Origin of the sequence: Stenotrophomonas sp. 59 (assembly GCF_030291095.1) — a bacterium.
Taxonomy (GTDB): Bacteria; Pseudomonadota; Gammaproteobacteria; order Xanthomonadales; family Xanthomonadaceae; genus Stenotrophomonas; species Stenotrophomonas maltophilia_Q.
The window spans coordinates 231,415-243,411 of sequence record NZ_CP127408.1 but is presented as its reverse complement, the minus strand read 5'-3'; the positions used below and the strand labels follow the sequence as shown (position 1 = coordinate 243,411).

Here is an 11,997-nt window from a genome sequence, read left to right as displayed (position 1 = left end):
CGGTAGAGTCGACTGTTAGTCGACTGTCGCGCGCAGCGCGGGCTTTCCGGCAGCGTTGGGAAGAGCAGTCGACTAACAGTCGACTCTACCGGTGGTTAGGCGATTCGGCGGTTAGGCGGTTAGGCGATTCGGTCGTTCGGCGGTTCGGCGGTTTGGCCATCCAGCGGTTTGGCCGTTCCGCCGTTCGGCGGCTACTTCAGGTTGCCCAGCATCCAGTCCACGGTGGCGTGGATCTGCTCCTCGGTCAGCGCCGGGTTGCCGCCCTTGGGGGGCATGATGCCGCCGTCCGGGCCGGTATAGCCCTCGATGGCGTGCTTGTAGAGCGTGTCCTTGCCCTGCGCGATGCGCTTGTCCCAATGCGAGTGGTCCAGCGTTGGCGCCATGCCCACGCCAGTGGTGTGGCAGGCAGTGCACAGGTTGTCGAAGATGACCTTGCCGTCCTTGGTACCGCCATAGGCCACCTGCGACGCCGCCTTGGCCAGTGCCGCCGCCTTGGCTGCAGCCTGCGCAGCGGCGCCGGTGCTGCCGGCATAGACCGCGCCGGTGGGCGAGATGCGCTGTTCGGTGCGTTTGGCCGCGGTCGGCGACACCTCGGGCGGAATCCGGGTGTGGATATAGGCGGCAAGGAGGATGAGGCCGAGGGTGATGGTCGCCAGCAGCGCGATCACCATGGAGAAGCGTTTCAGGAACTCCAGATCGTAATTCCGCACTCTTCGTTACCCCTGGCTGATAGTCGTTGGACCACGGCTGAGCGACTGCGTGATGGGCCGAGTATAGAACGCACTTTGCGTGCGACAACAGGCGTCACTGCTGATGCGGCGCAACATGCCGGGGGCTGGGGTCAGATCCCTTTTGCGATGCAAAAGGGATCTGACCCCGGCAACGCAAGCGCGGCAACAGCCGCCGGGCATGGCCCGGCGCTACCGTTTTGCCGGGGCGCCGATCGCGCGCAGGCAGAAGCTGCAGATCGCATCCACCAGTGCGCCTTCGTCGCGGTGCGCTTCGCGGCTGGGCGCGGTCGGGCCGACCATCGCTTCGGTGAAGGCACCGACCAGGCACGCGGCCGTGGCGTGCGCGTCCTGCGCCGGCAGCTCACCGGCGGCCACGCCCTCTTCCACCAGCCGCAGGAAGACATCACCAAAGGCACGGCGGCCGCGTATGCGTTCGGCTTCCACGTCCGGGTCGACCGGCTCGACGATGAACGCATGGGCCAGCCCCGGCCCGGCCAGGGCGCGGCGGACGAAGGCGGTGATCGCCAGCCGCAGCCGCTCGCTGGCCGCCTCCGGACCGCTGGCGATGCGTTCCATGATCGCCACTTCGTGGGCCACGGCGGCGTTGAGCACCTCCACGAACAGTTCGGCCTTGGACGGGAAGTGGCGGTAGATCAGGCCGGTGGACACCCCGGCCTGGGTCGCTACGGCGGTCACCGGGGCGTTGCGCCAGCCGCCGGTGGCGACCAGCTCGCGGGTGGCCAGCAGGATCCTTTCACGGGCCCCGGCCAGGCGTTCTTCCATCAATGCAGAGCGTTTATAGGCCATGTTCTGATTCTAGTTTCAATTTTTGAATTCGTATTCACTTCTTACCCGAACCCCGCTACGCTGGGGTCCAATCGCCCGTGCGGGCAGCGGTCCTGCAGACCGCCGCCCGCTCCCCCGCCGGGTGCGTCCATTTCCTGCCATCCCGCCGTGGAGCCACCACAATGCACGTGCCATCCCTGAACTTCGATCTTGGCGAAGACATCGACCTGCTGCGCCAGAGCGTGTCCCATTTTGCCGCCGCCGAGGTCGCACCGCTGGCCGCCGAGGCCGATGCCACCAACCAGTTCCCGCTGGCCCTGTGGCCCAAGCTGGGCGAACAGGGCCTGCTCGGCCTGACCGTGGAGGAAGCATACGGCGGCACCGGCATGGGTTACCTGGCCCACGTGGTGGCGATGGAAGAAATCTCGCGCGCCTCCGGCGGCATCGGCCTGTCCTATGGCGCGCACTCCAACCTGTGCGTGAACCAGCTGCGCAAGAACGGCAACGAGGAACAGAAGCAGCGCTTCCTGCCCGACCTGTGCAGCGGCGCCAAGGTGGGCGCGCTGGCGATGAGCGAACCGGGTGCCGGTTCGGACGTAGTGTCGATGAAGCTGCGCGCCGACAAGCGTGGCGACCGCTACGTGCTCAACGGCAACAAGATGTGGATCACCAACGGCCCGGATGCCGACGTGCTGGTGGTCTATGCCAAGACCGACATGGAGGCAGGCGCCAAGGGCATCACCGCCTTCCTGGTCGAGAAGGGCATGAAGGGCTTCTCCACCGCGCAGAAGCTGGACAAGCTGGGCATGCGTTCCTCGCCCACCTGCGAGCTGGTGTTCCAGGACTGCGAAGTGCCGGAAGAGAACGTGCTCGGCCAGGTCGGTGGCGGCGTGCGCGTGCTGATGTCCGGCCTGGACTACGAGCGCGTGGTGCTGTCCGGCGGCCCGCTGGGCCTGATGGCCGCCGCCATGGACGTGGTGATGCCGTACGTGCACGAGCGCCACCAGTTCGGCGAGGCGATCGGCAGCTTCCAGCTGATCCAGGCCAAGATCGCCGACATGTACGTGGGCCTCGGCGCCTGCCGCGCCTATGTGTATGCCGTGGCGCGCGCCTGCGACCAGGGCCGCACCACCCGCCAGGACGCCGCCGGTGCCATCCTGTACGCCGCCGAGAAGGCCACCTGGCTGACCGGCCAGGCGATCCAGATCCTGGGCGGCAACGGCTACATCAACGAATACCCGACCGGCCGTTTGTGGCGCGACGCCAAGCTGTATGAAATCGGCGCCGGCACCTCGGAGATCCGCCGCATGCTGATCGGCCGCGAACTGTTCCAGCGCACCCTGTAAGGCCACCGCGATGACCGTCCTGAACAGCCAGCTGCAACCGGGCAGCGATACCTTTGAAGCCAACCGCGCGGCCATGCAGGCCGTGGTTGATGACCTGCACGCCACGCTTGCCCGCACTGCACTGGGCGGCAACGAGGCGGCACGCGCCAAGCACACCGCACGCGGCAAGCTGCTGGTGCGCGACCGCATCGACGCCCTGCTCGACCCCGGCAGCGCCTTCCTGGAAATCGCGCCGCTGGCCGCGCACGGCATGTATGAAGACGCCGTGCCTGCCGCTGGCGTGGTAGCCGGCATCGGCCGCGTGAGCGGCGTGGAATGCGTGATCGTGGCCAACGACGCCACGGTCAAGGGCGGCACCTACTACCCGATGACGGTGAAGAAGCACCTGCGCGCGCAGGAGATCGCCGAGCAGAACCACCTGCCCTGCATCTACCTGGTCGACTCCGGCGGCGCGTTCCTGCCGCTGCAGGATGAAGTCTTCCCCGACCGCGACCATTTCGGCCGCATCTTCTACAACCAGGCCAACCTGTCGGCGCAGGGCATTCCGCAGATCGCCTGCGTGATGGGCAGCTGCACCGCCGGCGGCGCCTACGTGCCGGCGATGAGCGACGAGACGGTGATCGTGCGCGAGCAGGGCACCATCTTCCTGGGCGGCCCGCCGCTGGTGAAGGCGGCCACCGGTGAAGTGGTGACCGCCGAAGAACTGGGCGGTGCCGACGTGCACACGCGCATTTCCGGCGTGGCCGACCACATGGCCGACAACGACCTGCAGGCGCTGGCGCGGGTACGCACGATCATCGCGCAGCTGAACTGGCGCAAGCCGGAACCGGCGATGGCGGTGCAGGCGCCCGAGGAACCGCTGCTGCCGGCGCATGAACTGTATGGCGTGATTCCCGCCGACACGCGCAAACCCTACGACGTGCGCGAAGTGATCGCACGGCTGGTCGATGGCTCGCGCTTCGACGAGTTCAAGCCGCGCTACGGCGCAACGCTGGTCACCGGCTTCGCCCATCTGAACGGCTACCCGATCGGCATCATCGCCAACAACGGCATCCTGTTCTCCGAGTCGGCACTGAAGGGTGCGCACTTCATCGAACTGTGCACCCAGCGCAACATCCCGCTGGTGTTCCTGCAGAACATCACCGGCTTCATGGTCGGCCGCAAGTACGAACAGGGCGGCATCGCCAAGGACGGTGCCAAGCTGGTGATGGCGGTGGCCTGCGCCAAGGTGCCCAAGTTCACCGTGGTCATCGGCGGTTCGTTCGGTGCCGGCAATTACGGCATGTGTGGCCGCGCCTATTCGCCCAACTTCCTGTGGATGTGGCCGAACGCGCGCATCGGCGTGATGGGCGGCGAGCAGGCGGCCAGCGTGCTGGCCACGGTCAAGCGCGATGGCATCGAAGCCAAGGGCGGGCAGTGGCCGGCAGCGGAGGAAGACGCGTTCAAGGCACCGATCCGCGAGCAGTTCGAACAGCAGGGCCACCCGTATTACGCCAGCGCGCGCCTGTGGGACGACGGCGTGATCGATCCGGCCGACACCCGCCGCGTACTGGCCCTGGCGCTGTCGGCCAGCCTCAACGCCGCTCCGCAGCAGACGCGCTTCGGCGTGTTCCGCATGTAACCCATGCCATGACCGAGCACGCTCCCATGAAGCCCGTTGCCATGTTCACCAAAGTCCTGATCGCCAACCGCGGCGAGATCGCCTGCCGCGTCATCGCCACCTGCCGCCGCCTCGGCATCGCCACCGTGGCGGTGTATTCCGATGCCGACCGCAACGCGCGTCACGTCCGGCTGGCCGACGAAGCCATCCACATCGGTCCGGCCGCCGCGCGCGAGAGTTACCTGCGCGGCGATGCCCTGCTCGATGCCGCACGCGCGACCGGCGCGCAGGCCATCCACCCCGGCTACGGCTTCCTGTCCGAGAATGCCGACTTCGCCGACGCCTGCGCCGCCGCCGGCATCACCTTCATCGGCCCGCCGGCCAGCGCCATCCGCGCGATGGGTGACAAGAGCGCGGCCAAGGCGCTGATGGCCAAGGCCGGCGTGCCGCTGACCCCGGGCTACCACGGCGACCAGCAGGCACCGGACTTCCTGCGCGCGCAGGCCGATGCCATCGGTTACCCGGTGCTGATCAAGGCCAGCGCTGGCGGCGGCGGCAAGGGCATGCGCAAGGTCGAGCGCAGCGAGGACTTCGTCGATGCACTGGCCAGCTGCCAGCGCGAGGCGGCCTCGGCGTTCGGCAACGACCACGTGCTGGTCGAGAAGTACGTCGAGCGCCCGCGCCACATCGAGATCCAGGTCTTCGGCGACAGCCACGGTGAGGCGGTGTACCTGTTCGAGCGCGACTGCTCGGTGCAGCGCCGCCACCAGAAGGTGCTGGAAGAAGCACCTGCGCCGGGCATGAGTGCCGAGCGTCGTGCGGCGATGGGCAAGGCCGCGGTCGATGCCGCGCGCGCGGTGGGCTATGAGGGTGCGGGCACTGTGGAGTTCATCGCTGGCCCGGACGGCGATTTCTACTTCATGGAAATGAACACCCGCCTGCAGGTCGAGCACCCGGTCACCGAGTACATCACCGGCACCGACCTGGTGGAGTGGCAGCTGCGCGTGGCTTCGGGCCAACCGTTGCCGTTGCGCCAGGAACAGCTGGCCATCCACGGCCACGCAATCGAAGCGCGGCTGTACGCCGAGGATGCCGATCGTGGCTTCCTGCCCTCCACCGGCACCCTGCGCCGCCTGCGCCTGCCGACGCCGTCGGCCAACGTGCGCGTGGATACCGGCGTGGAGGAAGGCGACAGCATCACCCCGTACTACGACCCGATGATCGCCAAGCTGATCGTCTGGGACGTGGACCGCGATGCCGCGCTGCGCCGCATGAGCCAGGCACTGGCCGACTGCCAGGTGGTAGGCGTGACCACCAATGCCAGCTTCCTGCGCCGGCTGGTGAACACCGATTCGTTCACCCACGCCAAGCTGGATACCGCGCTGATCGAACGCGAACAGACGGCGTTGAGCGTAGTCGGCGACAGCGAGGATGCACTGTGGCTGCTGGCAGCGGTGGCCGCCGTGACCAGCACCGCAGGAGCCATCACCGATGCCCGCGACCCGCATTCGCCATGGCAGGCACAGGACGGCTGGCGCCTCGGCGCATCCGCCCCGCGCGTGCTGCCGCTGCAGCAGGGCGAGCGCCGGCACACGCTGAAGGTGTGGCCGCAGGCCCATGGCTGGCGCGTGCAGTGCGACGACGCAGCACCGGTGCAGGTGATCGGCATGGCCGATGCACAGCATCTGACCGTGCAGCTGGGCGAGCGCCGCTGGTCACTGCAGCTGCTGCGCGAAGGCGACCAGCTGTACCTGTTCGGCGCCGACGGCCAGCACCGTTTCACCCTGCATGATCCCGTGGGCGAATCGGACCACGCCGTGGCCGATGCGGGAAGCCTGCTGGCGCCGATGCCGGGCAAGATCGTCGCCACGCTGGTCGCCGCCGGCACCGAGGTCAAGCGCGGCACCCCGCTGGTGGTGCTGGAAGCGATGAAGATGGAGCACACCCTGCAGGCACCCGCCGACGGCACGGTGAAGGGCTACCGCGCCAAGGCCGGCGACCAGGTGGGTGATGGCGCGGTGCTGGTGGACTTCGAAGCGGCGTGATGCAGCAGAGGCCGCGCGGGGTCAGCCCGCGCGGTCTTCAAGGTTCCAGATCACGCCTGCCGGGTCCAGCTCGCTGGTCGTCATCCGTGATGCACGCCATCCGAAACCGCAGACCGCGAGCACCCCCTCATTGATCGTGTCCAGGCCCAGGGCCCGCTCGATCGGCTTTTCGTTGATCGCCGCAGTAATGAATGCTCCCAGGCCGGCATCCGTGGCCGCCAGATACAGCGTCTGCGATAGATGTCCCGCCTCCATCGCGACAACCCGATAGCTTTTCCCATGCTGGCGATACTTCCAGTACGTCCTGTTGAAACGCGGGGCCAGGATCACCAGCACATGCGCATCCGCAAACCAGTGCTGCTGCCCGACCATGGACATCACGAAGTCGCGATCGATGGCCACGGGGCAATCAATCGGCATCAGTCCGTGGCCCTGCGCTCGATAGAGATACATGCCGGCAGCAAGCCCATCGACATTGCGCACCAGCACGTAGGCTTCGACAGGATGCAGTCCGCCGCCTGAGGGTACGTTCTTCTTCAGGAACACCAGATCATCGCCTTCTCGCTGGCAGCTGCTGCTGCCGAATGCCCGCTGCAGCATCTGGCTCAGCAGGGGCAGTGGCAGTGATCGGGTGACATCGAAGTTCCGGCAGGTGACGCGCCGCGCCAGCAGTGCGTCGAAATCGTTGGACTGCTGAGGCGGCAGTGGTACCAACCCTGCTTCGGCAGCGGCAGCGTGCGGTGGGGGCGCTCCCAATGTCCTGCGCATCTGCGAGGCGGTTTCGATCTGTGATTCACGCATGTTGCGAACGGCGTCAACATCCTCCCAGCGTGAGAAGGCATGCATGACCGCAGCCAGCGGGTGCCAATGCGTTGCACGCAGCCGCTCATCACGAGCGGCAACATCGTCATCCTGTCCGCGGGTCAACACCAGGCCGCTGGCAATCAGCAGGTCCATCGCAGGTGAACAGGCTTTCTCTGCCTCAAGCGTGGTCCATGCACTTGGGCTCAGGCTTCCCAGCAGTGCCTGTGCCGTGGCGTCCAGCACCACCGGCGCATCCAGGTGAGGGGCGAGTGCCTCCCAGGCAAGCGTGCGCACCAGGCCATCACTACCGCGCAGCAGGCCTTCAAGCTCAAACCGGATCTGCTCGGTGGGCTGTACCACTACGATCGCGCAGCGCCTGACATCCATCGGATCAGCCTTCCTTCATCGTGAATCCACGTTATCGAACCGCGACCCGATTCCTTTACATCTTCCGCTCTACTCTCTCAAGAACCGGTTTGCCAGGCCGACATCACCACTGCCCCTCGACACTCCATGGATGCAGGACACAATGCCCACGTTGACGCTCTCGCTGCCGGTCGCCAGGACGCTGGTTCAGCGCCTCGCCACCGATGACACCTTCCGCCAGCTCTTCGCCACCGACACGGCCGCCGCGATACTGCTGGCTGGACACGTTCCATCCGACCCGGCTGATCTTCAGCAGTTCGTCCAGGATTGCTGCAAGAACATCTGCCTGGCGGAGAAGGACGTCATCGCACAGGCCGAAGACCAGATCATCGCCATGCTGACCAGTGGTACCGGCTACTCCGTGCCGATGCTTGAGGACGGTTACGGCTCGCCGCGAACGCTGCGCTGAGGCACCGAGGCCACGGTGTCGGCAGCCTCGCTTGCCGGCGCCGCCATGAGCCTCCTCACATCCACTACATTCAGTGCCTGCAGGCAGAAGCTGCATTGCGCTTCCGCGTATGCAAATCCGGGGCGATCACGCAGCCAGCGCGTCTGCTCCTGAGCAACATCCTTCAGCCCTGCCTCCAGCGCCAGGTCACGCACTGCCAGCCGTACCTGCAGGCGTGGCTGCTTCTTCAGCAGCGGTACGAGCAGGTCCAGCCCGGCTTGGGGCTTGCCCTCATGCTGCATCATCCGCCCGGCCAACAGGGTGACGTACTGGCGTAACACACTGCTATCAGGAAGATCCTGAAGCGCCTTCATCCGGGCCTGGACCGCCCTGGCCGGTGCGTCATCACCCAGTCTCAGTGCCAGCAAGGCTGCCGCATGTGCTGCAACCAGACGATCCACTATTTCCACCGCCGGTTCGCCACTCAGCTCTGCGAACGGCGCCGTCGCGGACGCGCGCGCCACCATCAAGGCTTTCGACTTTCTGCCGGCCATCATGTAGGCGACGGCCAGGGGCATGTCGAAGTTGTACCGATCCATGCCCTGGCGCCGTGCGGCAAGCATCCTCCCCTGTTCGGCGAGCTTGATGGCGCCCTCGACGTCGCCTTGGTCAAGCGCAATCGTGGTGGCGAAATTACCAGCATGGAAGTTGTTTGGGTCGATCCGCCCAAGCAACGCATTGGCCTTCTCGAACTCGGCACGCGCTGCCGCCACCGTTGCCTGGCGCATCAATGCACCTTCCCAACCATTGCTGGCGGCACGGCTGAACGCGATGTCAGCCTCTGCGTAGCGCTCGCTGGCCAGCAAGGCGCGGCCGTACTGGTCCTGTGCGATCTCAGGCAGCTCGACCCTGCTTTGTGCAACGCGCTTGGAAAGCGCCAGGGCCTCGGCAAGGCGGTTCTCGTGGAAAAGATTCAGGCCGGCGTTGTAGCTTGCAGGCATGTAATCCGGATACAGCTCTGCCATGCGCGCCCAGCCATCGGTGGCACGATCCGGATCACCGATCTGCAGCGCCCAGTTCTGCACATACAGGCGCTCGCGTGGCGTAAGGTGTCCTGATCGACGGTCGGCCTCTTCCAGCAGACGCTTGGCATCGTGGTAGTTCATCATGGCGAAGCGACAGCGGGCTTGGCCCAGCCATGCCAGGGCGAACTCAGGATCGACCTGGATCGCCTGCCCGAAGAACGCCATCGCTCCGTTGAAATCTCCGCGGCTGTAGCGCTTCTGGCCCAAGGCAAAAGCACGCAACGCATCCATGCTGCCCGTGGTCACCTCCGGCAGGGATTGGCTGTCGCGCTGGATCAATGCGGGCTCTTCGCCCAGGCGATCGCGCAGCTGGCGCGAAACATCGTCCACCGCCGCCAGTACCGCACCCGCCTTCGCATCGGCGGATACCACGGCCAGGGTGCGCAGCGTCGACGGCTCGACCACCTCCACGCTGAAGCGGGTGCGGCCGCCGATATCGGTAGCCGATGGCACGAACACCAGGCGGGCGCCCGTGCGTACCGCAACAGCGGCGGCATCGCCGCGTTCGCGGACGCCGCCATCCAGCGGTTTCCGCATCATCTCAAGGGTGCGGCCGACGCGATCGTCACTGACGACGTTGACGTAGCGGGACTGCTCGAGACTGATCCGGAACGCCTGGTCCAGGGCGTCATCAAGCAGGCGATTGCCGGTAAGGTTATGCAGCCCGCCGAGCACCACCCAATCGCGTTCAGCGAACGCGATGGCCGGCTGTGGCCGGGTCAGCAACCAGACGCCAAGCACTGCAGCCAGCAGCACAGCGGCCTGCGCCGCCATCGCCAGTGGACGGCGCCACAACGGAAGATCACGCCGGGCCTTGGCCGTGTGCCGCAGCCGCCCCGGCGTGGGCATGCCCGCCGCCTGCACGCCATAGACTTCGGCAGGCTGGCTCACACCCTTGAAGCGCCAGCGCCCGAATGATCGCCATTGCAGGCCCTCAGCCATCGCGCCCAGCGACCCACTGGAGCGACGCACGATGGATTCGGCCACCGCCGAAAGCAGGATCTGGCCCGGCCTTGCCAACTGCATCAAGCGCGCCGCCGTCGGCTTGGCCAGGCCTTCGACTTCAATCGCCTTGGCGCCAGCCCGCACTGCCTCGGCGCTGTTCTCCCAGGTGAGCACATCGCCCACATGCAGACCGGCCCGCGCCTGCAGATGGATCTCGTGTCTCTGCCCCAGCGGCTGCAACCCGCGCTGGTAATCCAATGCGAAGCCAAGCGCGTCGATCGGGCGCTCGAACAGCATGAACAACCCGTCGGAGCGATCGATCAGCTGGCCGTTCCAGCGCTGCTGCAGCACCAGCACCAGCCGGTCGTGTTCCTGGAACAGTTCGGCGGCAGCGACATCGCCGATGCGTTCGACCAGCAGCAGCGAGTCACACAGGTCAGTGAACAGCAGGGCGCGCAGTTGCTGGTTGTGCGGCGCCGACGTTCCGTTGTCGCCATTCATCGCCTCTGTCTCCCGATCTAGGGTGAGTCCACTGCGTCTGCCCAACGCAGGCAGTTGCCACCATCACGCTTGGCCTGGTACAGCGCACGGTCCGCGCTGGCGTACCACTCGCTCCAGCCCGCATCCGGGTCCAGCAGGCTGGCGCCGATGCTGACCAGGCTGACGTGCGGCGTGCCGTGGCTGCGTTCGAGCAGGCCGTGTACCGCGCTGAGAATGAACTCGGCCGCGTGCTGCACGATCTCGTGGTTGCCACGACGCAGGATCAGGCAGAACTCGTCACCGCCGAGCCGGCAGGTCAGGTCCTGCTCGCCGGCCATCGAGCGCAGGATGTTGCCCATGCTCTGCAGCACGCGATCGCCGGCCTGGTGGCCATGGCGGTCATTGATCTGCTTGAAGCGGTCGCAGTCGATCAGCAGCAGCGCCTGCGGCAGCCCACTGCCATCTGCGCGGCATTCCTGCAGGTACAGGGTGAGGCCACGGCGGTTGTGCAGTCCGGTCAGTTCATCGGTACGCACCAGCTCACGGGTGTGGGTCAGCTGGTGGGTGGTGATGTACAGGTTGTCCAGCGCGGTTTCCAGGTCATGGTTGCGCCGGCGCAGCTGGCTGATCAGGGCCTGTTCGTTGGTCAGCACACGCATGATCGTGCGGCGCAGGAAGTAGGCGACCAGGCCCGGATCGGATTCGACCAGGCGATGGAAGTCGGCGGGCCCCAGCTCAAGCACCTCGCAGTCCACCAGGGCGCGCGCACTGGCGCTGCGCGGGTGATCACCCACCAGCAGGCCCAGCTCACCGAAGAACTCCTGCTGCCCGAGGGTCTTGATCACCAGGTCCTCGCCGAAGTCCAGTTCGATCTGGCCTTCCAGGATCACGTACATGCGCTCGCCACGATGCCCGCGCTGGAACAGCCACTGTCCGGCATGAAGCTTGCATGGACGGGCAAATCTGGCGAACAATGCGACCTCGGCATCGGACAGCAGCGCATGCACGATCTCGGCCATCGCCACCCGGGCGATACCTGACGTCACATCACTGTTCTCGGCCGCACCCCTGCCGGTCATTCCCTGCACCCGCCGCCAGCGTCCCCTGGTGAGCCGCGGAGCATAGCACCGCTTTAAAATGTGCGCCCTATCTCATTTTGAGCCTTGTGGCCCGCTTTCCCGATGTGAAGGCGCGCGGTGGCCGTTCTGCCCGCCACGGTCCAGGGAAAAGTCGTTCCGGATCAATCTGATGGCCACCTTCACAGGGTTTCGGCCAAGTTGCCGGGCTGTGGGGTGCGCCGGATTGACGCTGCACGCGTTCATCGCGTTTCCACCGATACAACAACGCCGGCAGGTCCCCCG

The 11,997-nt window shown here is 66.4% G+C and carries 9 protein-coding genes; 4 read left to right on the top strand and 5 right to left on the bottom strand.

Features of this window, described 5'->3' with window-relative positions:
• Positions 1 to 191: 191 nt before the first annotated feature.
• Complete coding sequence (locus QP552_RS01020) at positions 192 to 710, bottom strand: c-type cytochrome (protein WP_005407662.1); 519 nt, start codon at positions 708 to 710, stop codon at positions 192 to 194.
• A 210-nt stretch (positions 711 to 920) separates the two neighbouring features.
• Positions 921 to 1,538 carry a TetR/AcrR family transcriptional regulator gene (locus QP552_RS01015; protein ID WP_111112494.1) on the bottom strand — a complete coding sequence of 206 codons (618 nt, stop codon included), beginning with the start codon at positions 1,536 to 1,538 and terminating at the stop codon, positions 921 to 923.
• A 161-nt stretch (positions 1,539 to 1,699) separates the two neighbouring features.
• Here QP552_RS01015 and QP552_RS01010 point away from each other — a divergent pair, with 161 nt between their 5' ends.
• Genes QP552_RS01010 through QP552_RS01000 form a run of 3 tightly spaced genes read left to right on the top strand, consistent with a single transcriptional unit; the run spans position 1,700 to position 6,508 of the window.
• Positions 1,700 to 2,863, top strand: coding sequence for an isovaleryl-CoA dehydrogenase (locus QP552_RS01010; RefSeq protein ID WP_111112493.1), 1,164 nt, complete (start codon positions 1,700 to 1,702; stop codon positions 2,861 to 2,863).
• A 10-nt stretch (positions 2,864 to 2,873) separates the two neighbouring features.
• Entirely contained in the window at positions 2,874 to 4,484 is a 1,611-nt protein-coding gene (locus tag QP552_RS01005; RefSeq protein ID WP_111112492.1) for a carboxyl transferase domain-containing protein, read from the top strand.
• Between the two features lie 41 nt (positions 4,485 to 4,525).
• Positions 4,526 to 6,508: an acetyl/propionyl/methylcrotonyl-CoA carboxylase subunit alpha gene (locus QP552_RS01000; protein WP_111112491.1), complete on the top strand. Its 1,983-nt coding sequence runs from the start codon at positions 4,526 to 4,528 to the stop codon at positions 6,506 to 6,508.
• Positions 6,509 to 6,529: 21 nt separating this feature from the next.
• Here the strand turns inward: QP552_RS01000 and QP552_RS00995 are convergent, their stop codons facing one another.
• The gene (locus QP552_RS00995) at positions 6,530 to 7,699 is read right to left on the bottom strand and encodes a putative peptide maturation dehydrogenase (protein WP_286074727.1); all 1,170 of its coding nucleotides are present in this window, start codon (positions 7,697 to 7,699) and stop codon (positions 6,530 to 6,532) included.
• A 142-nt stretch (positions 7,700 to 7,841) separates the two neighbouring features.
• Here QP552_RS00995 and QP552_RS00990 point away from each other — a divergent pair, with 142 nt between their 5' ends.
• Complete coding sequence (locus QP552_RS00990; RefSeq protein WP_106548770.1) at positions 7,842 to 8,147, top strand: NHLP-related RiPP peptide; 306 nt, start codon at positions 7,842 to 7,844, stop codon at positions 8,145 to 8,147.
• On the opposite strand, the gene QP552_RS00985 is transcribed toward QP552_RS00990, so the two are convergent.
• Complete coding sequence (locus QP552_RS00985) at positions 8,120 to 10,657, bottom strand: putative peptide modification system cyclase (RefSeq protein WP_111112489.1); 2,538 nt, start codon at positions 10,655 to 10,657, stop codon at positions 8,120 to 8,122. The two genes, QP552_RS00990 and QP552_RS00985, sit on opposite strands and share 28 nt — an antisense overlap.
• A 17-nt stretch (positions 10,658 to 10,674) precedes the next feature.
• A complete protein-coding gene (locus QP552_RS00980; RefSeq protein ID WP_099551553.1) occupies positions 10,675 to 11,715 on the bottom strand; it encodes a GGDEF domain-containing protein in 1,041 nt (346 codons plus the stop codon).
• Positions 11,716 to 11,997 lie beyond the last annotated feature (282 nt).

Excerpts from the sequence above, each read along its gene's own strand:
- QP552_RS00985 (WP_111112489.1), bottom strand. The coding sequence starts at position 10,657 with ATGAATGGCGACAACGGAACGTCGGCGCCGCACAACCAGCAACTGCGC.
- QP552_RS00980 (WP_099551553.1), bottom strand. The coding sequence starts at position 11,715 with ATGACCGGCAGGGGTGCGGCCGAGAACAGTGATGTGACGTCAGGTATC.
- QP552_RS01005 (WP_111112492.1), top strand. The coding sequence starts at position 2,874 with ATGACCGTCCTGAACAGCCAGCTGCAACCGGGCAGCGATACCTTTGAA.
- QP552_RS00990 (WP_106548770.1), top strand. The coding sequence starts at position 7,842 with ATGCCCACGTTGACGCTCTCGCTGCCGGTCGCCAGGACGCTGGTTCAG.
- QP552_RS01015 (WP_111112494.1), bottom strand. The coding sequence starts at position 1,538 with ATGGCCTATAAACGCTCTGCATTGATGGAAGAACGCCTGGCCGGGGCC.
- QP552_RS01000 (WP_111112491.1), top strand. The coding sequence starts at position 4,526 with ATGTTCACCAAAGTCCTGATCGCCAACCGCGGCGAGATCGCCTGCCGC.
- QP552_RS01010 (WP_111112493.1), top strand. The coding sequence starts at position 1,700 with ATGCACGTGCCATCCCTGAACTTCGATCTTGGCGAAGACATCGACCTG.
- QP552_RS00995 (WP_286074727.1), bottom strand. The coding sequence starts at position 7,699 with ATGGATGTCAGGCGCTGCGCGATCGTAGTGGTACAGCCCACCGAGCAG.